The organism is Achromobacter arsenitoxydans SY8 (genome assembly GCF_000236785.1).
Classification (GTDB): domain Bacteria; phylum Pseudomonadota; class Gammaproteobacteria; order Burkholderiales; family Burkholderiaceae_B; genus Achromobacter; species Achromobacter arsenitoxydans.
In genome coordinates, this window is the sequence record NZ_AGUF01000058.1 from 37289 (window position 1) to 61619 (window position 24331).

General features: G+C 66.6%; 20 protein-coding genes. 4 read left to right on the forward strand and 16 right to left on the reverse strand.

Going from position 1 to position 24331, the window contains the following annotated elements:
• Positions 1-51: 51 nt before the first annotated feature.
• From KYC_RS18820 to KYC_RS18895, 16 genes are all read right to left on the reverse strand, one after another.
• Positions 52-477 carry an acyl-CoA thioesterase gene (locus KYC_RS18820; protein WP_008165287.1) on the reverse strand — a complete coding sequence of 142 codons (426 nt, stop codon included), beginning with the start codon at positions 475-477 and terminating at the stop codon, positions 52-54.
• Positions 478-497: 20 nt separating this feature from the next.
• On the reverse strand, positions 498-2138 hold the full coding sequence (locus KYC_RS18825; RefSeq protein ID WP_008165289.1) for an AMP-binding protein: 1641 nt from the start codon (positions 2136-2138) through the stop codon (positions 498-500).
• 63 nt (positions 2139-2201) lie between these two features.
• A complete protein-coding gene (locus tag KYC_RS18830; RefSeq protein WP_008165291.1) occupies positions 2202-3371 on the reverse strand; it encodes an acyl-CoA dehydrogenase family protein in 1170 nt (389 codons plus the stop codon).
• A gap of 2 nt (positions 3372-3373) precedes the next feature.
• Entirely contained in the window at positions 3374-4231 is an 858-nt protein-coding gene (locus tag KYC_RS18835) for an enoyl-CoA hydratase family protein (protein WP_008165293.1), read from the reverse strand.
• Between the two features lie 42 nt (positions 4232-4273).
• Entirely contained in the window at positions 4274-5065 is a 792-nt protein-coding gene (locus KYC_RS18840) for an SDR family NAD(P)-dependent oxidoreductase (protein ID WP_008165294.1), read from the reverse strand.
• Entirely contained in the window at positions 5062-7413 is a 2352-nt protein-coding gene (locus KYC_RS18845) for a bifunctional salicylyl-CoA 5-hydroxylase/oxidoreductase (protein WP_008165296.1), read from the reverse strand. The genes KYC_RS18840 and KYC_RS18845 overlap by 4 nt, the downstream gene beginning before the upstream one ends.
• Before the next feature lie 1282 nt (positions 7414-8695).
• Positions 8696-11272, reverse strand: a complete 2577-nt coding sequence (locus KYC_RS18850; RefSeq protein WP_081478066.1) for a sensor domain-containing protein — start codon at positions 11270-11272, stop codon at positions 8696-8698.
• Positions 11273-11311: 39 nt separating this feature from the next.
• The gene (gene siaD / locus KYC_RS18855; protein WP_008165299.1) at positions 11312-12109 is read right to left on the reverse strand and encodes a biofilm regulation diguanylate cyclase SiaD; all 798 of its coding nucleotides are present in this window, start codon (positions 12107-12109) and stop codon (positions 11312-11314) included.
• Complete coding sequence (gene siaC, locus KYC_RS18860; protein WP_008165301.1) at positions 12106-12483, reverse strand: biofilm regulation phosphoprotein SiaC; 378 nt, start codon at positions 12481-12483, stop codon at positions 12106-12108. Before siaC ends, siaD begins: the two co-directional genes overlap by 4 nt.
• Positions 12484-12519: 36 nt before the next feature.
• The gene (gene siaB, locus KYC_RS18865) at positions 12520-13059 is read right to left on the reverse strand and encodes a biofilm regulation protein kinase SiaB (protein ID WP_008165303.1); all 540 of its coding nucleotides are present in this window, start codon (positions 13057-13059) and stop codon (positions 12520-12522) included.
• A 23-nt stretch (positions 13060-13082) separates the two neighbouring features.
• Positions 13083-15068 (reverse strand): biofilm regulation protein phosphatase SiaA, encoded by a 1986-nt coding sequence (gene siaA, locus KYC_RS18870; protein ID WP_202946592.1) that lies wholly within the window; start codon positions 15066-15068, stop codon positions 13083-13085.
• A gap of 305 nt (positions 15069-15373) precedes the next feature.
• Complete coding sequence (locus tag KYC_RS18875; protein ID WP_008165307.1) at positions 15374-16078, reverse strand: ABC transporter ATP-binding protein; 705 nt, start codon at positions 16076-16078, stop codon at positions 15374-15376.
• Positions 16078-16866, reverse strand: a complete 789-nt coding sequence (locus KYC_RS18880; RefSeq protein ID WP_008165309.1) for an ABC transporter ATP-binding protein — start codon at positions 16864-16866, stop codon at positions 16078-16080. Before KYC_RS18880 ends, KYC_RS18875 begins: the two co-directional genes overlap by 1 nt.
• Positions 16863-17825, reverse strand: a complete 963-nt coding sequence (locus tag KYC_RS18885) for a branched-chain amino acid ABC transporter permease (RefSeq protein WP_008165312.1) — start codon at positions 17823-17825, stop codon at positions 16863-16865. Before KYC_RS18885 ends, KYC_RS18880 begins: the two co-directional genes overlap by 4 nt.
• Before the next feature lie 2 nt (positions 17826-17827).
• Complete coding sequence (locus KYC_RS18890; protein WP_008165315.1) at positions 17828-18748, reverse strand: branched-chain amino acid ABC transporter permease; 921 nt, start codon at positions 18746-18748, stop codon at positions 17828-17830.
• Positions 18749-18975: 227 nt separating this feature from the next.
• Positions 18976-20142, reverse strand: a complete 1167-nt coding sequence (locus tag KYC_RS18895) for an ABC transporter substrate-binding protein (protein ID WP_008165316.1) — start codon at positions 20140-20142, stop codon at positions 18976-18978.
• Between the two features lie 353 nt (positions 20143-20495).
• Between KYC_RS18895 and KYC_RS18900 the strand changes: the two genes are divergently transcribed.
• The 4 genes from KYC_RS18900 (at position 20496) to argJ (ending at position 24329) form a co-directional block, all read left to right on the forward strand.
• Positions 20496-21416, forward strand: a complete 921-nt coding sequence (locus KYC_RS18900) for an alpha/beta hydrolase (protein ID WP_008165317.1) — start codon at positions 20496-20498, stop codon at positions 21414-21416.
• Positions 21409-21903, forward strand: a complete 495-nt coding sequence (locus tag KYC_RS18905) for a MarR family winged helix-turn-helix transcriptional regulator (RefSeq protein ID WP_008165318.1) — start codon at positions 21409-21411, stop codon at positions 21901-21903. Before KYC_RS18900 ends, KYC_RS18905 begins: the two co-directional genes overlap by 8 nt.
• Positions 21904-21953: 50 nt before the next feature.
• On the forward strand, positions 21954-22994 hold the full coding sequence (locus KYC_RS18910) for a hypothetical protein (protein WP_008165319.1): 1041 nt from the start codon (positions 21954-21956) through the stop codon (positions 22992-22994).
• 108 nt (positions 22995-23102) lie between these two features.
• Positions 23103-24329, forward strand: a complete 1227-nt coding sequence (argJ, locus tag KYC_RS18915) for a bifunctional glutamate N-acetyltransferase/amino-acid acetyltransferase ArgJ (protein WP_008165320.1) — start codon at positions 23103-23105, stop codon at positions 24327-24329.
• Positions 24330-24331: the final 2 nt, after the last annotated feature.

Consider the following 24331-nt stretch of genomic DNA (forward strand, 5'->3'; position numbering starts at 1 on the left):
ACGTCTCATCCTATTGATTAAATAAACAAAGCACAGGGTGGCGCACGCCGCTTACGCCGCGGGCGCCAGATAATCCTGCATGCGTGCGCGCAGATCCGCGGGCAACGGCATCGACTTCATCGTCCGCAAATCCACCGTCACGATCGTCAACGTGGCCGACAGCCGCAACTGCCCGTCCGGCCCCTCGAAACGCACCAGCGCCTTGAACGACGCGCCGCCGATGCGTTGCACCTCCAGTGTCTGCCGCAGCTTTTCATGCCAGCGGCTGGGCGCGCTGAAATCGCACGTCACCGACGCCATCGGCGTGCCGATGTGCCGGTCCACGTGCAGCGCATGAAACGGCAGCCCCATCCCCTTATCGAACCATTCCTCGACGAAATCGTTGATCATCTCGAAATAGCGCGGATAGAAGACAATGCCCGCCGGATCGCAATGGCGGAACCGGACTTCTACCTGACTGATGAAAGGTGCTGCCATGGTGTTTCCTTAGTGCCTTTTCATGCCATCTTGCGCAGCGCAAAGCGCTGCAGCTTGCCGGTTTCGGTGCGCGGCAAGGTCTCCACGAATTCGATCGCGCGCGGATACTTGTACGGCGCGATGTTCGCCTTCACGAACGCCTGCATCGCCGCCACCAGCTCGTCGCTGGGCGCAAAACCCGGCTTGAGCACCACGAACGCCTTCACCAGCTGCCCGCGCTCGTCATCCATCGCCCCGACCACCCCGCACTCCGCCACCGCCTCGTGGCGCAACAGCGCGTCCTCGACTTCGGGGCCCGCGATGTTGTAGCCGGCGGACACGATCATGTCGTCGTTGCGGGCCTGATAGAACAGATAGCCGTCGTCGTCCTGCACGAACGTATCGCCCGGCAGGTTCCAGCCCTGCTGCACGAAGCGGCGCTGGCGCTCGTCCGCCAGATAGCGGCAACCGGTCGGCCCCTTGATGGCCAGCCGGCCCACCGTGCCATTGGGCACGGGCTTCATGTCGTCGTCCACGATCTGCGCCACATAACCCGGCACCACACGGCCGATCGCCCCGCGGCGCACTGCCTCGGGCGGGCTCGACACAAACACGTGGATCATTTCCGTTCCGCCTATGCCGTCGATCATCTCGATGCCCGTCGCTTCCTTCCAGAGCTGGCGGGTGGCGTCCGGCAAGGCTTCACCAGCCGACACGCTTTTCTTCAGCGACGACAGATCGAACTTGCCCACCAGCGCCGCCATCTGGCGATAGAAAGTCGGCGCCGTGAACACGACCGTGGCGAGGAAGTCCTGGATCAATTCCAGCAGGCTTTCCGGCGACAGCTTTTCAGCCAGCACCGTGCTCGCGCCCACGCGCAGCGGGAAGCACAGCAGCCCGCCCAGGCCGAACGTAAAGGCCAGCGGCGGCGTGCCGCAGAAAATGTCGTCCGGCCCCGGCTTGATCACATGCTTGGGGAACAGGTCGCACATCGCCAGCACGTCGCGGTGGAAATGCATGCAGCCCTTGGGCGAGCCCGTGGTTCCGCTGGTGAAGGCGATCAGGCACACATCGTCGGCAGCGGTATCGCAGGCCTCGAAGGCATCCGGCTTGGCCGCCGCCAGCGCGTCCAGTGCGTCCGGCGAGGCGTCGTTGAAGTACACGACCTGGGACAGGCCGGGGCAGTGATTCTCGTGGTCCGGCTGCGCGCAGAACTGCGCCTCTTCCTTCAGGCGCACATCGCACAACACGGCCTGGATCTGCGCCTTGTCGATGATCTGCTTGAGCTCTTTGGAACGCAGCAGCGGCATCGTCGGCACGGTGACCAGCCCCGCCTTGATCGCGGCCAGCCAGGACGCGGCCATCATGGGGTTGTTCGGCCCGCGCAGCAGCAGGCGGTTGCCGGGCACCAGCTTCATGTCCTCGGTCAGCACATGGGCGATGCGGTTGGTCAGGGCGGCAAGTTCGCGGTAGGTCATCGCGGCCGGCTTGCCGTCCTGCCGCCAGCGCAGCGCCACACGGTCGCCGTGGCCGCGGTCGACCATGGCGTCCACCAATTCCACGGCGCAGTTAAAGCGCTTGGGATAGGCCACGTCGGGGCCGTCGAGCAGGAATTCTGGCCATTGTTCGCCCGGGGGCAGATTGTCCCGGGCGAAGGTGTCGATGTGGGCGGATACTTCCATGAAAATTCCCCTTGGCTAGTGCGATGCGGTTTTCGATGCAAAAGGCAGGCGCTCGGTGGCCCTTTACGCCTTCAGCAGTTCACGGGCGATGATCAATTTCTGCACTTCCGTGGCGCCTTCATAGATACGCAGCGCTCTGATTTCCCTGTAAAGCTTCTCCACCGGCATCCCCGACACCACGCCCGCGCCGCCGAACATCTGCAGTGCCCGGTCGATCACGGTTTGCGCCGATTCGGTGGCCGTCATCTTGGCCATCGCGGCTTCGCGCGTGGTGCGCAGCTTTTGCACGTCGCGCATCCACGCGGCGCGATACGTGAGCAGCGCCGAGGCGTCGATGGCCGTAGCCATGTCGCCCAGCGCGGCTTGCGTCAATTGCAGGTCGGCCAGGGTCTGGCCGAACATGCGGCGCGACTTGGCGCGCGCCAGGCCTTCATCCAGCGCCCGGCGCGCAAATCCCAGCGCCGCGGCCGCGACCGACGCGCGGAAGATGTCCAGCGTCATCATGGCCAGCTTGAAGCCCTGGCCCGCGTCGCCCAGCCGATGCGAGACCGGCACGCGGCAGTTGTCGAAGGTAATCGTGGCCAACGGGTGCGGCGCAATCAGGTCGATGCGTTCGCTGACCTCGAATCCCGGGGTGCCGGCATCCACCACGAACGCGCTGATGCCGCGCGCGCCGGGGGCTTCGCCGGTGCGTGCGAACACGCAATAGAAGTCCGCGATGCCGCCGTTGGAGATCCAGGTCTTGGCGCCGTTGAGCACGTAGTGATCGCCGTCCAGCCGCGCCTCGCATGCCAGCGCCGCGACGTCCGAGCCCGCATCGGGTTCGGACAGCGCGAACGCCGCGATGGCCTCGCCCCGGGCCACGCGCGGCAGATAGCGCTGGCGCAATTCGTCCGAACCCATCAGCGAAATCGCGCCGCTGCCCAGGCCCTGCATCGCGAACGCAAAGTCGGCCAGGCCTTCGTGGCGGGCAAAGGTCTCGCGCAAGATGCAGACGGCGCGGGAATCCACTTCGGGCAGCGCGCCGCCCCAAGCCCCTTCCGGGCCGCCCGCGACCGCATAGCGCAGCCAGCCGGCCTGGCCCATGGCCTTGACCAGTTTCTTGCATGCGGCGTCGGCGTCGTGGTGGTCAACGTCGCCCAGCGATTGTTCGCACCAGGCGTCGACCTCATGCGCCAGCTTGCGGTGCGCGTCGTCGAAAAAGGGCCAGTCCAGCCAGCTAGCGTCGCGCATCGTCAATTCCCCTGGAAGACGGGTTTCTGCTTGGCCACGAAGGCCTCGTAGGCGCGATGGAAGTCGCGCGTCTGCATGCAGATGGCCTGGGCCTCGGCTTCGGCCTCGATGGCCTCGTCCACGCCCATATTCCACTCCTGGTGCAGCAGCTTCTTGGTCACGCCGTGGGCGAAGGTCGGGCCCGCGGCCAGTTGCGCCGCCAGCGTCTGGGCGGCTTCCAGCAGTTTTTCGGAGTCGTGCAGGGCGTTGAAGAAGCCCCAGTTCGCGCCTTCTTCGGCCGTCATGGCGCGGCCCGTGTACAGGAGCTCGGACGCGCGGCCCTGGCCGATCATGCGCGGCAGCAGCGTGCACGCGCCCATGTCGGCGCCCGCCAGGCCCACCCGGGTGAACAGGAAGGCGGTACGCGCGGCGGGCGTGCCCAGGCGCATGTCGGAAGCCAGCGCCACCATTGCGCCCGCGCCGGCGCACACGCCGTCCACGGCGGCCACGATGGGCTGCGGGCAGGCGCGCATGGCCTTGACCAGGTCGCCCGTCATCCGCGTGAAGTCCAGCAGTTCCGGCATGCTCATCTTGGTGAGCGGGCCGATGATTTCATGCACGTCGCCGCCGGAGCAGAAATTGCCGCCCGCGCCCGTCACCACCACCACCTTGACGTCGGTGGCGTACACCAGCGAGCGGAACAGGTCGCGCAGTTCGGCGTAAGAGTCGAACGTCAGCGGGTTCTTGCGTTCGGGGCGATTCAGCGTGATGGTGCCGATCTTGCCGTCCGCCGACACCTGCCACAGGAACGTCTTCGCCTGATAGCCGGCGAATGGACGCTTGTGATGCTTCATGGTGTGCTCTTCGGGCTGGGTGCTCATGGTGTCTCCGTTCGTGGATTCTTGGGGGATCGGCGGCCTGGGTCAGCCGGTCATCACTTCGCCGCCGTCTACGGCGATGGCCTGGCCGTTGATGGACGCGGAAGCGGGCAGCGCCAGCCAGGCAACCGTCTCGGCCACTTCCTCGGGCTGCACCAGGCGGCCCTGCGGGTTGCGCTCGGCCAACTTGAGCCTGGCGGCTTCCGGCGTCAGGCCGGTCTTCTCGACAATGTTCGCGACCGCGCCGCGCACGATGTCGGTCTCGGTGTAGCCGGGGCAAACCGCGTTGACGGTGACGCCCTTCTGCGCGGTTTCCAGCGCCAGCGAGCGCGTCAGTCCGATCACGCCGTGCTTGGCGGCGCAGTAGGCGCTTACATAGCCATAGCCGATCAAGCCCGCCGTGCTGGCCACGTTGATCACGCGGCCCCATCTTTCCTGCAGCATGCCCGGCAGCGCGGCCTGGATGCAGTGGAACGTGCCGGTCAGGTTGACGGCCAGCATCTGGTTCCACAGCGCGGCGTCGGTGCGGTCAAAGCGTTGGCTGACCGCCTGCCCCGCGTTGTTCACCAGGATCAGCACAGGGCCGAACTCGGCCTCGGCCTGCGCGAACGCCGCGCGCACCGAGGCCTCGTCCGCCACGTCGGCGCTGACGGCCTGCACCTGGCCCATGCGGGCCAGTTCGTCGGCCGCGGTGTCCAGCGCCGCGCCGTCGCGGCCCAGCAGCGTGACGCGGGCGCCGCGCTGCAGCAGCGCCCGGGCGCTGGCGAGGCCGATGCCGCGGGCGCCGCCGGTCACCAGGGCGTGACGCCCGGCGAGCGGTTGCGTGAGAGTGGTCATTTGATATCCAGTTGCGCCATGGCGGCGGCGCGTTCAAAGTTGGTTTCCAGCTGCCGCTTGCCGGCGAAGTACTGGCTGGGCCACGAGACATCAACATAGCCCACCCGCGCCGCTTCGCGTAGCGTCCAGGAGGCGTCGGCCAAATGGGGACGCGCCAGGGCGCAGAGATCCGCGCGGCCCGAGGCGATGATGCCGTTGGCGTGGTCGGCCTCGAAGATGGCGCCCACCGCGATGGTGGGGATGCCGGCCTCGTTGCGGACGCGGTCGGCGAACGGGGTCTGGAACATGCGGCCGTACACCGGCTTTTCTTCCTTGCTGACCTGGCCCGACGAGCAGTCGATCATGTCGGCCCCGGCTGCCTTGAAATGGCGCGCGATTTCCACCGCATCGTCGGCCGTGATCCCGCCTTCCACCCAGTCGCTGGCGGAGATCCGCACCGACATGGGCTTGTCTTCGGGCCAGACGGCGCGCACCGCGTGAAAGACTTCCAGCGGGAAGCGCAGACGGTTTTCCAGGCTGCCGCCGTATTCGTCCTGGCGGCGGTTGGTCAGCGGCGAAATGAAGCTGGACAGCAGGTAGCCGTGCGCGCAGTGCAGTTCCAGCCAGTCGAAGCCGGCGGCCTGGGCGCGGCGGGCGGCCGCCACGAAGTTGTCGCGCACCTGGTCCATGTCTTCGCGCGTCATGGCGCGCGGCGTCTGCGACACGCGCTCGATGTACGGCAGGGCCGACGCCGACACCAGCGGCCAGTTGCCCTCCGAAAGCGGATGGTCGATCTTCTGCCAGCCGAGTTGCGTGGAGCCCTTGCGGCCGGCGTGACCCAACTGCATGCCGATGCGGGCATCGCTGTTGGCGTGCACGAAATTCACAATGCGGGCGAACGCCTGCTGCTGCTCGTCGTTCCACAGGCCCGGGCACCCCGGCGTGATGCGGCCGTCGGGCGACACGCAGGTCATTTCCACCATCACCAGCCCCGCTCCGCCCATCGCGCGGGCGCCCAGGTGAACCAGGTGGAAATCGCCCGGCACGCCGTCGGTGCAGGAATACATGGCCATCGGCGACACAAGGATGCGGTTCTTGAGCCGCACGCCGCGCGCCTGGTAGGGCGTCAGCATCGGGATGGCGGGACGCCGGCCGTCGGGCGTGGCGGCCCCCGCGCGCTCGGCGATCCAGCGCTCAAAGCCTTCAAGCCAGGCCGGGTCGCGCAGACGCAGGTTCTCGTGCGAGATGCGCTGCGAACGGGTCAGGAGCGAATAGGCGAACTGCTCGGGTTCCAGGTCGGCGTAGCGCTTGACGTTCTCGAACCATTCGGTGGAGTTGCGGGCGGCGTTCTGGATCTTCAGCACTTCCACGCTGCGCACCTGCTCGTAGTGGTGCAGGCCGGCTTCCACGCTGCCCTCGGCGCCGCTGAGGCAGCGGGCCAGTTCAATGGCGTCTTCCAGCGCCAGCTTGGTGCCGGAACCGATGGAGAAGTGCGCGGTGTGCGCGGCGTCGCCCATCAGCACAACCGGCACACGCCGCTGGCCGCGCGCCGTGTCCAGGGTGTTCCAGTGGACCCAGGTGTTGCAGATGACACGCGGGAAACGGATCCAGATGGCCGAACCGCGCAGGTGCGACGCGTTGCTGATCAGCTTGTTGCCGTCCAGCCAGGGCGCGAACAGCTTTTCGCAGTAGGCGATGCCCTCTTCCTGGCTCATTTTCTCAATGCCGGCGGCCTGCCACGTTTCTTCGGGCGTTTCGACGATGAACGTGGACATGCCGTCTTCGTAGCGGTAGGCGTGCGCCTGGAACCAGCCGTGCTCGGTCTGCACAAAGGCGAAGGTGAAGGCGTCGAACACCTTCTTGGTGCCCAGCCACACGAAGCGGCAGCGGCGCTGGTCGATATCGGGGTGGAAGGTGTCCGCGTAACGGGTGCGGACCTGGCTGTTGATGCCGTCGGAGGCGATGACGAGGTCGGCGTCATATTCGCGGGCGATGGCCTGGTCGTCCTGGACGAAGTTTTCGAACACCAGCTTCACGCCGACGTCTTCGCAACGCGCCTGCAGGATGTTCAGCAGCTTCTTGCGGCCGATGCCGATGAAGCCGTGGCCGCTGCTGCGGATGCTGCGTCCCTTGAAGTGGATGTCGATGTCATCCCAATGGTTGAAGGCGTCGCCGATGGTCTGGGCGGAAACGGGGTCGGCTTCGCGCAGGTTCTGCATGGTGGCGTCGGAGAACACCACGCCCCAGCCGAAGGTGTCGTACGGGCGATTGCGCTCGATGACGGTGATTTCGTTGGCAGGGTTCTGCAGCTTCATAAGCAGGCCGAAGTACAGGCCGGCGGGACCGCCGCCGATGCAGACTATTTTCATTGCCGTGATGCTCCGAAGTACGCGACGGTCGCTGGATGCTGTAGCGGGAAGCCGCAGAAATTTAGGTCTGGATAGTTTAGGCTTGAAATATATACCTGAAGTGGGGGGTGTGCAAATGAGGGAAAGTATTTAGGAGGGGATGGTAAATGGGGACAGTTTTATTCGCGGTTTGTATATGGAGACGGGATCGGGACGAAGCTGTTGCCGGCCAGTGGTTCTTGTCCCGGGCATCGCGTTTGAGTTCTTGATCCGCGTCCCGGCGCGGGTGGTGGGGCGGCGAGCGCCCACGATTGCGGTCCGGAGCGTTCGCTCCGGACTTGCCTAGGCGGCCCCCCCCGTCGTCATCTTCGTTGTCGCCTTCGGCGACTGCCTTCAGATTCCCTCGGGCGCATCGAGGTTGCTCGCCACCCCACCACCCGCACCGTGCCGCTGCGGATTGCCAGTCCGGAACGCTGCTGGGTCCAGGGTCAGGGACGAGGCTTGCGTGGCCCGCCAATCACGGCCGCGCGGGCGGCCGCGATTGGCATACGCACGGTGAGGCGTCGCGGCGGTGTGCGCTTGCGCGCAGGTGGCGGGTGGTTTGCTAGTGGCTCCAGCATCACTGGGGGAGTGGTGATGGGCGGCGCGCGGCAGGCAGCCGCATGCTTGCGCAAATTTTCTCGCGCGCGCCGCCCATCCGGCACTGGAGTTCACTTGGCGAATAGCGGCGAGCGGATGTTTGGGGCTTCCAGTGGGCAGCGACGTCACGCGACCGGTGTCTGACACCCGCCGAGACGCCGTTGCAGATTGGAGCCCGTCGCACCAGGGTGTCAGACACCTTGCATGCAGAGTGAAGCCGCCTCACTCCGGTGTCAGTCACCTGCGACGCCCCCCCCGAGCAGCCATCCGCGAAGCGGCATCGCCACGACGCAAGACACCGCGTACGTCCCCAAAGGCCGCCCGCGCGGCCGGCCGGGGACGGGCCCCGCAAGACGCTCCACACCACAACCCTTGGCGGCTAGAACCTCAAGAACTCACTCCACCCCAGCGCCCGTGAAGCTGACACCGCCAGAGCCCGGTGTGGCGGGGGCCTGGGGTGCGCGGGGCGTGTAGATGCGCCCGACGGAATCCGAAGGAATCGCCGAAGGCGATGACGAGGATGAGGAAGGGGAAGTCCGGAGCGAACGCTCCGGACCGCAATCGTAGCCCCGCGCGCCCCAGGCCCCCGCCGCGCCGGGCGTCTCAAGAACCCTGCACAACGCACCAAGCAACACACCAAACCAAGCCAAGAAAGCAGAACCCGTTACCCCCTGCCCCGCAGCCACTCCTCAAGATCCCCCGCCGGCAACGGCGGCGAAAACAGGAATCCCTGCCCCGCCGCGCAACCCTGCTCGATCAGGAATCGCCGCTGCTCTTCGTTCTCGACGCCCTCGGCCACCACGGGCAGGCTCAGGCTTTCCCCGATCCGGATCACCGCGCTGGTCAGCGCCCGGGCGGCGTCGTCGCTCTCCAGCCCCTGCACAAAGCTGCGATCCAGCTTCAGTTCGTCGACGATCAGCCGGCGCAAGTGCCCCAGGCTGGAATACCCCGTCCCGAAGTCGTCCATCGAAAGGCGTACACCCAGCCTGTGCAGTTCGGCGATCGTGCGCAGCGTGCCGGCCGTGGCGTCGAGCACCACGCCCTCGGTGATCTCCAGCATCAGGTCCGCTGGCGCCAGACCGAACTCGGCCAGCGTCGCGGCAATCATGCGCGGAAGGTTGAGGTTGTGGAAATTCGTGGCCGACAGGTTCACCGACACCGAAGGCACCCGCAGGCCGTTGTTGCGCCAGATGGCCAGCTGCGAGCAGGCCTCGCGCAGCGCCCAGTCGCCCAGGTCGCCGATCAGGCCGCATTCCTCGGCCAGCGGCACGAAACGCGCCGGCGAGATTTCGCCCAGCGTGGGATGGCACCAGCGGGCCAGGGCCTCGACCCCATACAGGCTGCCGTTCTTCAGGCCCACCTGCGGCTGATAGTGCAGGCGCAGCGCCTTGGCCTCCAGGGCGTCGCGCAGCGCGGCTTCCAGCGCCAGGCGCTCTTGCGCCTGACGGTTCATTTCCGCGCTGAAGAATGAAATGCGGTTGCGTCCCGCCGTCTTGGCCTGGTACATGGCCATGTCGGCATGGCGCAGCAGCGTGTCCATGTCGCGCCCGTTCTCCGGGAACACGCTGATGCCGATGCTGACCGACGGATTCAGGGTAATGCCGCCCACCGAAAACGGCTGGGCCAGCGCCACCAGGATGTGCTCCGCGGCCGCCGTCAGTCGGCCGTGCTCGAACTCGGGCATCAGCATCACGAACTCGTCGCCCGACAGCCGGCCGACGATATCCGTAGGACGCGCCAGCCGGCGCAGGCGCTGGGCCACATCGCGCAGCAAGGCGTCGCCGATCGGGTGGCCAAGCGTGTCGTTGACCTGCTTGAAGCGGTCCAGGTCCAGGAACAGCACCGCGACGCGCTTGCGCTCCGGCTCGGCGCGGGCGATGGCCTGTTCGGCCTGGGCCAGCAGCAGATTGCGGTTGGGCAAGCCCGTCAGTTCGTCGTAGAACGCCAACTGGCGGATGCGGGCGCGGGCTTCCTCGCGCTCCAGCGCCAGCGCGCACAGGTAGACGCAGACGTCCACCAGGCGATGGTGGAAATCGTCGGGCAGGCGGCGCTCGCGGAAATAGAAGCCGAACGTGCCGATCACCCTGCCGTCGCTGGATTTGATCGGGGACGACCAGCACGCCTTGATGTCATCCGGCAGCGGCAGGTGCCGGTAGTCGTCCCAGAGCGGATCGGTGGCGATGTCCGGCACGATGACCGGACGCCCCAGATACGCGCTGGTGCCGCAGGCGCCGACCTGCGGGCCGATCGCCACGCCCTCGAGGGCGTCCGCGTAGGCCTGCGGCAGGCTGGGCGCCGCCAACGGCCGCAACAGCCCGGCTTCGTCGACGCGCACCACCGTCGCCACGACTTCGGGCGCCAGCCGCTCGACCTCGCGGCAGACCATGTTCATGACCTCGACCACCGAAGCCTCGTTCACCATGGCCTGAAGCACCCGGCGCTGCAGAACCTCGTGCACCTTGGTGGGCGTGATGTCGGTCAGCACATCGACGATATTGACCAGCGTGCCGCGCTCGTCGAAGACCGAGTTGGCCATAACCGACACCCACAGCGGCTTGCCGCTGCTGTCGTAGACCAGCACGTCCTTGTGGTAGCCCTCGCGGCAGGCGATGCGCCGGTGCAGTTCCTCGCGCGTACCGCTATCGGGCCGCCCTCCGGCCAGCAGTTCGCCCAGATCCTGATTCACGGCGTCGCTGCGCGAAAAGCCCAGCATGCGCTGGAAGCCGTCGTTCACGTAGACGATGCGCCCGTCGCAGCCGGACACGGCCACCGCATTGCCGGTTTCGTTGATGCCCAGCATCAGCAGGCGGATTTCTTCCTGGCGCTCGGCGTCGGCGATCGACCTGCGCGAAATGACCGAGACGCGGGCAACCTGGCCGGTCTCGTCCGTCATGGGCAGATAGGTTGCCTCGATCCAGAGCGAGCTGCCGTCCTTCTTCCGGTAGCGGCAGGTGCCCGAAAAGTGCTTGCCGCCGCGCAGCCGTGCCCCGATCTGCTCCCCGCTGACGATGCCCTTGCCTTCGTCCATGCTGTCGCACAGCATGTCGTGGCGCAGCGTCAGGGCCTCTTCGCGGGTATAGCCCACGGCGGCCAGGAAATTTGCGTTGGCGTTCAGCAGAGAGCCGGCCGCGTCGAAGTCGAACAGCAGCAGCGCCCGGTCCATCGACATCAGGTAATTGCCCACATGCCACGCGGCGCCTTGGGGGTTCGCGCTCGAACCGCCAAGATGAGAATCAAGCATAAGGGGCTCCAGCCCGGAAAACAGCTGTTCCGGTTTCATTCAGCGCCTCGGGAAACCAAGGGCGACGCGGTCGCGTCCGTCCTGCTTGGCCAGATACAACGCCTGATCCGCCCGGCTGAGCGTCTCGGAGAACGTCTCGCCAAGCTGGTGATGCGCCATGCCGATGCTGACCGTCAGCCGCACGACATCGCCCCCCGCCGCTATCGCAAGCCCGCGCACGTCGCCCACCAGCCGGTCCATGACCGTCTGGGCCGCGTCCGGTTGCGTCTGCGGCAGAAGCACAAGGAATTCCTCGCCGCCCCAGCGGCCGCAAAGATCGTATTCGCGCAGGCTTTCGCCCAGCACGCCCGCCAGCTCGACGAGCGCCCGGTCCCCGGTTTCGTGGCCGTAGCGGTCGTTGACCGACTTGAAGTGATCCACGTCCAGCATGGCGACGACGAAACTGTCGCCGCTGCGCGCAGCGCGCTGGACTTCCTGCTTGATCATTTCCATCAGGGCGCGGCGGTTCAGCAGGCCGGTCAATGGGTCTCGGCTGGACGTTTCCTCGAGCGCGCGGTTCAAGTCGCGCATCATGTTCTGGTAGTGGTCCGAGATCCGCGCGATACGCGTCAGGCGCCGCAACTGGCGGTCGAACTGGTCGCACAGGCCCAGTTCGCGCTCGTGCGCCATGCTCTGGTAGGCGTCCGACAGCTGGGTCACGCGCTGGATCCGCGCCATTTGTTCGCCGGTGTGCCGCCAGAGCGCCTCCAGCGCCTCGCGCAGCGGATGGCCGGCATAGGCCGGATCCCCCAGCAACTCGGCGATGCGCTGATCGAGTTCGGCGGCGCCCGGCTTCATTGGCGTCCGACCACCGAGAACGGAAACGTGCAGTCTTCCTTGAACTCTTCCGCCAGTTCGCCCACGCGCTCGTTGCGCATGTCGTAGAACCAGGTGACGCCGACCTCGCGGCCCTTGCGGTGCGCGGCTTCCAGCACGTCGAAGATGTCCATGACCGACTTGATGCTGCTGGTATTGAGATACAGCAGTTCCAGCTCAAGCTTCAGGGGTTCGGCCCGTTCCTGCAGGTAGGTCTCAACCCATTCGATGACGGGACCGAACAGTTCAAAGGAATTCTCGGGATAGGAGTCGCCGCGCATCGCCAGCACGCCGGCGGCGACGTCGGCGGCAATGGCGGGCGTGGACTGGGTCCCGGGAATGATCAGGTCTTTCATCAAATACTCCGAAAATATTGCTTGAAGCGCGCGACCTCAGACGACGACGCTCAGGCTGAAGAAGGCCTTGCCCGGCTGCGTGGCGGGGGTCAGGCTGGCTTCCAGCGGGGCGCCGGCGCGGCGCGCGATGTCGATGAGTCCCAGGCCCGCGCCCGACGCCACGCCCTGGGTGCGCGGCTTGTGCAGCTGGGCCTTGTACTCGGCCTTCAATGCCGCCTTGTCCAGCGCGGCCAATTCCTGGATGCGGGCGACCAGGCTTTGGCCGTCGTCCGCGTTGACCAGATTTCCCGCGGACACCACGTAGCGGGATGCGTCGCGGCGGCCGATGACGACCGTGGCGGACGCGTCCACATCGCCATTCAGGGCCGCGTACTGGCGGATGTTCTGGATCATCTCGATGTAGACCGAGAACACGTCCATGGCTTCCGCGGGCCGCACGTGTTCGGCATTCAGGTAGTTCTTCAGCGCATTGCCGATTTCCTCGATCAGGCTGCGGGAGATCGGGCCGTTGAAGCACAGCAGCGTGCGGTTCTGGTCGAACCGTTCGCCCAACGCGTAGAGATCGGAGGCATTCATGGAGGGTACCGCCTTGATAACGATTATTCGAAACGGAAAGACAGCAGGGTGATGTCGTCGCGCTGGGGCCGCCCACCCTGGTACTCGGCAAGCGCCTGGGTGAACGCGGACGCCTGTTCGGTTAACGGCCGTCCGGCGTGCGTCTTGAGCATCTCCGCGAATCGCGTGTTGCCAAATCCGAACCCGTGCTCGCCGCCCGCCTGATCCAGGAAACCGTCGGTGGCCAGGTAGTACGTCCAGCCCGGCTCCATCTGCAATGCAATGTTTTCGTAGACCCCCACGCGCTTGTCGCCCAGCGCCCGCTTGGCGCCCGGCACCTCGCGCAAGGTCTGGCCGTCGCTTGCGTACAGGCTGATCTTTGCGCCCGCGTACAGCAGCCTGCCGGTCTGGCGGTCAATATATACCAGGCCCGCATCGGTGTTGGTGGCCAGGGCCCGAGGCAATTGCGCGTCCGCAAGCATGGCGCGGATGGCATTGTCGGTACGGGTCAGGATGCCGGCCGGATCGCCCGGTCCCACCTCGGTGATGGCCAGGTCGATCGCGGCGCGCGCCAGCATTGTCATCAGCGCGCCGGGCACGCCGTGGCCCGCGCAATCCATGATGCCCAGCAGGCAATTGGCGCCGTCCGAGCGGAACACGTAAAAGTCGCCGCCGACCACGTCGCGGGGCTTCCACAGCACGAAGTGATGCGCGCCCAGCGACTGGGTCAGCTGGCGGTCCGGCAGGATCGCGCGCTGAATCAGGCTGGCGTAGTCGATGGAGTCGTCAATCTTCTTGTGTGCGGCCGCCATGGCGCGATTGGCGTCCTCAAGCTCCGAGGTGCGTTCGCGCACTTTGGTTTCCAGTTCGGCCGTGTGCTTGCGGACCTTGTCGGCCATGACGCCGAAGGCGCGGCTGAGATCGCCGATTTCGTCCTGCCCGCCGGGCGGCAGGCGCACGTCGTAGCTGCCGTCGGCAATGGCGCGCGCCGACTGCTGCAGGCGGCGCAGGGGCCGCAGCATCAGGCGTTCGATCGCGTAGCCGAAGCACAGCAGCATGGCCGCGAACAGCACCACCAGGCCGATAGCCGCCGGCCACAGCCAGCCCGTCTCCAGCACGCGGGCCGCGCCCAGGTCCACTACGGTCATGACGTGCCAGTGCAGTTCGGGCATGTACGCCACGGAGACCAGCTGGCGCACGCCGTCCATCTTCACCCAGGCCGACTGCACGGACTGCGGATCGGCCTGGGCGGCGCGCATGGCCGCCAGCAGATCGGCGCGGCCCTCGCCAGCGTCCAGCAGGTTGAAGACCATGCCCTTGCCCGTCGCGCCGCCCGCGCCGGAGTTGTAGGCGATGAGCGCCGGATTCATGTGCGCCTGGATGGCGCCCTCTTCGTCGACGATGATGGGCGTGACGCCGGGCTGCCCGCTGTTGACGAATTCCTTCAGGAAGCCGCCCACGTCCAGGCCCGCACCGGTCAGACCCAAGACCCGGTCGCCGTCCCGCACCTGCACGTTGATCCAGACCTTCGTGGTCTTGATCTTCAGGTCGGGATTGACGTTGATGTTGTAGCGGGACGGCGATTTGAGCGACGCGTAGAACCAGCCGTCGTCGGCGGCGCCGGGGTTGAGGGTGTAGCGCGGCGCATCGGACAGCGGCTTGTCGTCATTGAAGTAGTAATTGCCCGTCGCGGCGCTGGCGATGAAATAGGCGCGTCCCAGCAGGTCGCGGCGATAGCCGTCGGCTTCGCGGAAGAAGAGTTCACGCGCGGCCGGATCGCTCTCGTTGCGCAGCCAGCGGCGCGTGACCTCGCTGTCGGCCAGCCGCTGCGACAGCGCCAGCTCGCGCGACACCGGCGCCAGCACGCGCTGGCGGTTCAGCTGTGTGAAATTGTCGGCAAAGGCGCGCCCGAAGTGTTCTTTGACCCCGTCCAGCACCTGCCAGCCGATCAAGGCGGCCGGCGCCAGGGCGACCAGACACGCCAACAGCAACGCCATTAGTGATTTCTTGCGCAAACCCCATTTCGCCATGCAAAGTCTTCCTGACAGCCTGATGAGTCGCCACGCGCGAAAAGGGGACGCAACATGAGCGCAGGCCGTGTCGGCGCGCTGCTGCTGGTGTCCTGCCTCTTGAGCCATGAGCCGGATCGCCGGAACCACCCTATAGGGAGGCCGGCGCGGCTAGTGTAGATAACAGTGGGGTTAATTGATACAGGTGCAAACGTCTGGATGCGTTGCGGACACCTTAAGTTTCACCGCAGCAATATAAATCTTGATTTATTGCGGTTTATATCAGGTTTTGTTACCACTCGGCCACGCCTATTGCAGCTTTATTGCTACACGCCCAGGTAGCGTTCCCACAGGGCGCGGTCGGCGTCGAGGGCGGCGGAATCGCCGGTCCAGACCACTTTGCCGCGTTCGAGAATGACGTGGCGGTCGGCCAGGCTCAGCAACCTTTCGACATATTTGTCGATGACCAAAATGGTCTGCCCCGCCTCGCGCAGGCGCGCCAGGCAATTCCAGATTTCCTCGCGGATCTTCGGCGCCAGGCCTTCCGTCGCCTCGTCCAGGATGAGCAGGCGCGGGTTGGTCACCAGCGCGCGGCCGATCGCAAGCATCTGCTGTTCGCCGCCCGACAACTGGTTGCCCATGTTGCGGGCCCGCTCCGCGAGCCGGGGGAAGAGTTCGAACACGCGCTCGGGGGTCCAGGGTTCGCCGATTTCCGGGTTGCGCGCCGCCACGAAGGCGGTCAGGTGTTCGCGGACGGTCAGGTTGGGAAAGCACTGCCGTCCTTCCGGGACGATGGCCATGCCGACCCGCGCAATGCGATCCGGGCTCCAGCCGCTGATGTCCTGTCCGGCGAAGCTGATCTTGCCGCCGCGCAGCGGCAACTGGCCGAACAGGGTGCGCAGCAGCGTGGTCTTGCCCATGCCGTTTCGGCCCAGCAGGGTTACGACCTGGCCCGCGCCAATTTCAAGGTCCACGCCGAACAGCACCTGGCTGGCGCCGTAGCCGCTCTTGGCCGATTCGATGGTCAGCATTACGCGGTCTCCTCGTCGCCCAGGTAGGCTTGGCGCACTTCCGGATTGGCGCGGATCTCGTCCGGCGTACCGGACGCGATCACGCGGCCATACACCAGCACCGAAAGGCGGTCGGCCAGGCGGAACACCGCCTGCATGTCGTGTTCAACCAGCAGCATCGCGGCGCGTCCCCGCATGGATTCGATCAGTTCAGTCAGCCGGACGGTTTCGTCGGGCCCCATGCCCGCCATGGGCTCGTCCAGCAGCAGCACCTTGGGCCGGGCGGCCAGCGCCAGGGCGAATTCCACCTTGCGCTGCTCGCCGTGCGGCAGGGTGCCGGCCGGGCGTTCCAGCAGGCCGGCATCAATGGCGCATTCCCGGGCCAGTTCCCGCGCCTGCTCGTACAGCGCGGACTCGGCCACCCGCGGCTTCCAGAACCGGAAGCTGCTGCCTGAATGGGCCTGGACGGCCAGGACCAGGTTGTCCAGCACGCTGGACTGTTTGAAGATATTGGTGATCTGGTACGACCGCGACAGCCCCGCCGCGACGCGCTGGTGCGCGTTCATCGCGGTAACGTCGCGGCCATCGACCGAGAGCGTCCCGGAATCCGCGGCCAGCGTGCCGGACAGCAGATGGATCAGCGTGGACTTGCCAGCGCCGTTGGGGCCGATCAGCGCGTGGATCTCGCCCGGCTGCAGGGACAGCGACACGTTGTCCGTGGCCACCAGCGCGCCAAAGCGGCGCACCAATCCGTGCGCCTGCAAGGCGGGCGCGGCGGCGTTCGAGGAAGCATGCATCGGATTGCTCATGAGCCCACCTTGCCCGATTGCGGCGCGGCGCGTCCGCTGAACAGCGGGCCGAACAGCCCGACCAGGCCGCGCGGCGCGCCAAACACCACGCACAGCAACAGCACGCCCAACGGCAAGTGCCAGTATTCGGTCCAAAGGCGCAGCACTTCTTCAAGCGTCAGCATCACCACCGCGCCGGCCACGCCGCCGTAGCGCAGGCCGATCCCGCCCACCAGCACCATGATCAGCAGGTTGGCCGACTGGGTCCAGTGCATCAGGCTGGGCGAGATGAACAGGTTGTGGTTGGCGAGCAGCGCGCCGGCCAGTCCCGCCGCCGCGCCGCTCAGGGTGAACGCCATGAGCTTGATGCGGTAGACCGGATAGCCCATGGATTCCATGCGCGACTCGTTCTCGCGGATGCCCTGCAGCGCCGTGCCGAAGCGCGACGCCACCACGCGGCCGAAGACCCACATCAGCAGCGCGAACAGCGCCAGCACCAGGTAGTAGAAGCTGACGTCGTTGGCCAGGTCGATGCCGGGCAGGCTGGAATAGCCGGGCAGGTTCAGCCCGTCTTCCCCGCCGTACTGGCGCAGCGAGATGAAGATGTAGAACAGCATCTGCGCGAACGCCAGCGTGATCATGATGAAGTAGACGCCGCGCGTGCGCAGGGAGATCGCGCCGGTGATGCAGGCCAGCACGGCGGCCAGCAGCATCGCCACAGGCCACGAGATCAGCGCGGACGTGACGCCGGACATGGCCAGGATGCCCACCGCATAGGCGCCCGCGCCGAAGAACGCCGCGTGTCCCAGCGCCACCATGCCGCCGTAGCCCAGGATCAGGTTCAGGCTGGTCGCGGCCAGCGCATAGATGAGCACGCGCCGCACGAACGAAATGTAGAAGTCCAGGCCCAGCATCGGCGCCACCAGCGGGAACACCGCCAGCGCGGCCAGCAGGACCACGGTCCAGATTTTGGTCTTCATGGTCAGCCCCGCGCCGGAAACAGGCCGGAGGGCCGGAACACCAGCACAGCCGCCATCAATACGTAAATAGCGATGGCGGCGAGCGTCGGGCCGACGCTGGAAGCCACGGCCGGAGAAAAGACCTGGCGCAGCAGCATCGGCAGGAAGGCCCGCCCCGCCGTGTCGACCATGCCCACCAGCAGGGCGCCGACAAAGGCGCCCCGGATCGAGCCGATACCCCCGATGACGATGCACACCAGCACCAGGATCAGGATTTCCTCGCCCATGCCCACCTGCACCGAGGTGATCGGCCCCAGCAGCGCGCCAGCCACGGCGGCCAGCATGGCGCCCAGCACGAACACGCCCAGGAACAGCAGCGGCACGCGCACGCCCATCAGGGTGGCCATCTGGCGGTTGGACGCGCCGGCCCGCACCAGCACGCCGGCGCGAGTGCGCGTCACGAACCAGTACAGACCCGCCGCGGCGGCCACGCCGAACACGATGATCATCAGGCGGTAGGCCGGGTACAGCAGGTCGGGCAGGAGGCGCACGGGGCCGGACAGCACCGCAGGCATGTTGAGCATGACCGGGGCGGGTCCCCAGATCATCTTGACCAGGTCATTGGCGATGAGAATGACCGCGTAGGTGCCCAGCACCTGCGCCAGGTGATCGCGCAGCGCCAGGCGGCGGATCAGCGTGAGTTCCAGCACGATGCCGACGATGCCCGTCGCGACCGCGGCCACCAGGACGGCGGCCGTGAATGAACCCGTGCGTTGCATGGTTTCGGCGGCGACATAGGCGCCAGCCATGTAGAGCGAGCCGTGAGCCAGATTCATGATGTCCATGATGCCGAACACCAGGGTCAGCCCGGCCGCGATCAGAAACAACATCAACCCAAACTGCAGACCGTTCAGCAATTGCTCGACGATCAGCGTAAACGTCATGAAAACTTCCCCCTTGCCGCGCGATGCCGATGGGCCCTCGCGACCAAATCACTAAGCTATCCAACCTGCTTCCCGCAACTATCCGCAGCGCACGATTCATGAGCCGCCGCCACGCGCGGTCGCGCGGAGCCGGCTTTGCCGGTCCGCAGCGACGCCCCCTTGAGGGGGAAGCGCGCAGCGCTTCGGGGGTGGGCCCCATTCCGGAAGCGCAAAGCGCTTCGGGGGGGTCACATCTTTTTGCAGTCGCCGACGTAGACGTCCTGATACTTGTCGAACACCTTGCCCACCAGCTTGTTGGTGATGCGGCCGCTGCCGTCCTTTTCGACGACGCGCAGGTAGTAGGCCTGGATGGGGTAGTGGTTCTTGCCGTAGGTGAAGCTGCCGCGCACCGAGGGGTAATCGGCCTTTTCCAGCGCCTTCACGATGGCTTCGCGGTCTGACGCCTTGCCGCCGGCCTGCTTGACGGCGGCGTCCATGGCCATGATCACGTCGTAGGCCTGGGCGGCGTAGACCGACGGGTAGCGGCCGTTGTATTCCTTGCGGAACGCGTCCACGAAGGCCTTGTTCTGCGGCACGTCCAGGTCATGCGCCCACTGCGCCGTGTTGTACATGCCCAGCATGGGGTCGCCCACGGCCTGGATCACGTCTTCGTCGGCCGAGAAGCCCGGGCCGATCAGCTTGACGCTTTGCGACAGGCCGGCGGACACGAACTGCTTGACGAAGTTGATGCCCATGCCGCCCGGCAGGAAGATGTAGACGGCGTCGGGCTTGGCGGCGCGGATCTGCGCGATCTCGGCGGCGTAGTCGATCTGGCCTAGCTTGGTGTAGACCTCGTCGCCGGGCGCGGTCTTGTAGCCGCGCTTGAAGCCGGTCAGCGCATCCTTGCCCGCCGGATAGTCCGGGGCCATGATGAACATCTTCTTGAAGCCGCGGTCCGCGGCGACCTTGCCGGCCGCCTCATGGAAGGCGTCGTTCTGGTAGGACGTGCCGAACCAGTAGTTGTTGCACTGGGCGCCGGCGAACTGGCTGGGGCCGGGATTGTTCGACAGGTAGGGCACCTTGGCGGCGAACAGCGCCGGGCCGACGGCCAGGGCAACGTTCGAGCCGATGGGGCCGGTAAAGAAGTCGACCTTTTCGCGCTGGATGTAGCGCGTGACGAGCTGGCGGGCCTGGTCCGGATTGCCGCCCATGTCGGTTTGCACAAATTCCGCGGGCTGTCCGCCCAGCTTGCTGCCCAGCTGCTTGATGGCCAGGTTGAAGCCGTCGCGGGCTTCGGCGCCAAGCGCCGAGAACGGGCCGGAGATGTCGTTGGCGATGCCGACCTTGATGGTGTCGGCATGGGCCAATGCCGGAACCAGGGCGGCGGCAGCCAGAAGGGAAGTGATCAAACGCATGGTGGTGTGCTCCGTGCGCGAGCCCGCGCAGAGGGTGTTCTTTTTGAAGGTGCGATTCGAAAGACTTCTATGTCCGGCCAACCGGCGCCATTGCGCCGCCGTCAGGCCGGTGCCGGCAAGAAGTATTGCCTGCAACGCCGTGATCCCGTCATGCAGCAAAGGGAAAACTGGCGTGGTTCATAGTTTAGGTTTAAAGTATTCGGCAAAACAAGTCTAGGGTTTTTACCAAAGGGTTATTACTAAGAGGGCCTTTGCCCACAAGCCTTTGTCCGCAAGCGATTGTCCGCAAACCCTGCCTTCGGGCCGTTGCCGGCAATGTCTTGCCCATGAGTTCAAACCACGAACCTGCCGCCATGGTTACCCTTTACCGCAACTACGACCGCGCCGCACTGGACGTCCAGTACAACGCTCGCGCGACAGTACCCGACATCCAGCCGATACTCAAGAAATACGCCGAGGACAGCGCCGTGGCGCGGCGCACGCTGGAATGCGCGCTGGACGTGCCGTTCGGCATGCATCCCGACGAATTGCTGGACATATTTCCAGCCGCGGGAGCCGCTCCCGGCAAGCCCGGCGCGCCCGTCTTCGTGTTCATCCACGGCGGCTACTGGCGCCTGCTTTCCAAGAACGAATCCAGCGGCATGGCGCCCGCTTTCACGCAGGCGGGCGCGGTGGTCGTGTCGGTGAACTATTCGCTGGCGCCTGCCGTCACCCTGGACCGCATCGTCGACCAGAACCGGCGCGCGCTGGCCTGGGTGCATCGCCACATCGCCGAATACGGCGGCGACCCGGCGCGCATCCACATCTGCGGCAGCTCCGCCGGCGGGCATCTGGTCGGCGCGCTGCTGGCCGGGGGCTGGCACGCCAGCTACGACGTGCCGCCCGGCGTGGTCCGCGGCGCCGCGCCCCTGTCGGGCCTGTTCGACCTGCGGCCGCTGGTGCACACCCACATCAACGAATGGATGCGCATGAGCGAGGCCGACGCCATCCGCAACAGCCCGGCGCTGCAGTTGCCGCAGGCCGGCTGCCCGCTGGTGGTCAGCTACGGCGAATCCGAAACCGACGAATTCAAGCGCCAGAGCGACGACTATCTTGCCGCCTGGCGCGAACGCGGTTTTCCCGGCAGCTATGTCCCGATGCCCGGCACAAATCACTACGATATCGTCCTGACGCTCAATGATCCGCATAGCCCGCTGACCCAAGCCATCTTCGAACAGATGGGTCTGGCGCCCGCTCCTTCACGCATTCCCGGTATCCTTCCCCGCCATGACTGACTCCCCCGACCTGGAATCCCGCGCCGCGCCCGACGACCATCACGCGCTGCGCCTGTGGCTGCGCATGCTGACCTGCGCCAATCTCATCGAAGGAGAGATCCGCAGCCGCCTGCGCAACGAATTCGACACCACCCTGCCCCGCTTCGACCTGATGGCGCAATTGCAGCGCGCGCCCAAGGGCATGAAGATGGGCGAGCTGTCGCGCCACATGATGGTCACCAACGGCAATATCACGGGCATCACTGACCAGCTCGAAAAAGAGGGCCTGGTGGTCCGCACCAAGGTCGAATCCGACCGCCGCAGCTCGCTGATCAAACTGACCCCGCAGGGCAAGAAGAGCTTTGCACGCATGGCGCGCGCTCACGAATCCTGGGTCAAGTCCATGTTCGAAGACCTGCCCGAAGCCAGCCGCAACGCCCTGTTCCAGGCCCTGGGCGAGCTCAAGCTGCAGGTCGTGGCCACCCGGTCGGAATCCGCCCGGGACTGACGCCGGCGGGGCGCTGAAACCGGCGCCCCGTTTGGCGCATAATTGCCGCCATGATTCCGGTTTCCCTTCCTGGCGGTAATTTCTACGTACTGATGGCGGCCTCCCTGGCCTGCCTCTCTACGCTGCTGACCTGGCTGGCCGTGCTGGCCACGTCGCGCGGCGCGCGCGAGTGGCTGGGCGGCCACCGCCGCCGCGGCACCCTGATGATGGCCTTCCTGGCCGTCATCGGCGCCATTTTCCCCATCCAGCAGTTCAGCCTGTGGTTCTCGGCCCAGCGCGAAGCGCAGGCCGACGACAGCCGCAAGACGGTGCTGGCCCAGCCCACCAAGCTGGCGGGCGTGGAGATGCCTGCCGGCACCGTGCTCAGCCTGACCACGCCCGGCGAGCTGGCGTCGTTCGACAAGGCCGTTTTTCCCGAGGCCCACCCCGCTCCCATCCAGGGCATGCAGGCCACCCGGCTGTTCCGCTACCCGGCGTCCAGCCGGCAGGCCGAAACGCTGTCCGCCGAGATCGCCCGCGACCAGGCGCTGGAGGGCTGGCTTTGCGCGCACGGCCACCGGGTCGAGTTCGTGGTCCAGGGCGGGCAACCCCATTTCGCCAGCTGCCACCTGGCCATCGGCAATACGCTGGACCAGCAGCCGGTGCCGGCGGGCGCCTGGCTCAAGGTCGAGCAGGCCGCCCGCGGCACGCCGCTGGACGCCGCCAGCGCCACCCCGCGCTGGCTGCTGCGCACGGAAGGCAGCGACGCCCTGACCGTGGCGCGGATCCCCTTGCTGAAGGTGGACATGCAACTGGATGGCCAGCGCCGCATGGTCGGCTTCGAGGGCCTGATCGCCCGCGACACCGTGCTGGGCGACATGACCTATCCGCCCGGCACCCGCGTCCTGTCCGCCAACCCGCGCCTGCAAGGCGCGCAGACCGGCGACCTGCTGTTTTCGCCTTCGCGCGGACGCTCGGCGCGCCGGGCCGGCGGCGAAGACGTGCCCGCGGGCAAATCGGTGCTGCAGGCGCCGGACGGCACCGTGCGCAGCGTGCTCGGCAACCGGGAAGCCGGCGTGCTGGACGTGGCCGCGATGCGCATCGGCCCCTGACGGCCCTGCCCGCCCCTCCACCCGAAAGCGGTGGGATAATACGAAGCTTTCCCGCGCGCCGCCTTGCCTGGCGGCGGTTCCGTCCCGCTCACACCAAGAGACGAAGTCATGGCCGTTAATCTGCAGATCCCCTCCGAGTCCGAAATTTTTCCTGTTGCCGGCGTAGAAATCGGCGTCACCGAGGCCGGCATCCGCAAAGCCAACCGACGTGACCTGACGGTGTTCCGGCTGGCCGAAGGCGCCAGCGTGGCGGGCGTGTTCACGCGCAACCGCTTCTGCGCCGCTCCCGTGCAGGTCTGCCAGGCCCACCTGGCCGCTGGCGGTCCGATCAGCGCGCTGGTGATCAACACGGGCAACGCCAACGCCGGCACCGGCGAGGAAGGCCTGAAGAAGGCCAAGGACACCTGCGAGGCGCTGGGCAAGCTGCTGGGCGTGCCCGCCGCGCAGATCCTGCCGTTCTCCACCGGCGTCATCCTGGAACCGCTGCCCCTGGACCGCCTGGTCGCGGGCCTGCCCGGCGCCATCGCCAACCTGGCCGCCGACCACTGGTCCAGCGCCGCCCACGGCATCATGACCACCGACACGCTGCCGAAGATCTCGTCGGCCAAGGTGCAGATCGAGGGCAAGACCGTCACCTTCACCGGCATCAGCAAGGGCGCCGGCATGATCCGCCCCAACATGGCCACCATGCTGAGCTTCCTGGCCACCGACGCCGGCATCGCCCAGCCGCTGCTGCGCAAGCTGGCCGTGGAAATCGCCGACGCCTCGTTCAACCGCATCACGGTGGACGGCGACACCTCCACCAATGACTCCTTCATCATCGCCGCCACCGGCAAGTCCGGCGTCAACGTCAACAGCGAGTCCGACGCCGCCTACGCGGCCGTGCGCGAGGCGCTGACGGCCGCCGCGCTGGACCTGGCGACCAAGATCGTGCGCGACGCCGAAGGCGCCACCAAGTTCATGACCATCCGCGTCGAGGAAGCCGGCACCACCGAGGAAGCCCTGAAGGTCGCCTACGCCGTCGCGCATTCGCCGCTGGTCAAGACCGCCTTCTTCGCTTCGGACCCCAACCTGGGCCGCATCCTGGCCGCCGTGGGTTACGCCGGCATCGACGACCTGGACGTGTCCAACATCCGCCTGTGGCTGGACGACGTGCTGGTTGCCAAGGACGGCGGCCGCAACCCCGCCTACCAGGAAGCCGACGGCCAGCGCGTGATGAAGCAGGCCGAGATCTCGGTGCGCATCGCGCTGGGCCGCGGCCAGGTCAGCGACACCGTCTACACCTGCGACTTCTCGCACGAATACGTGTCGATCAACGCCGACTACCGTTCCTGATC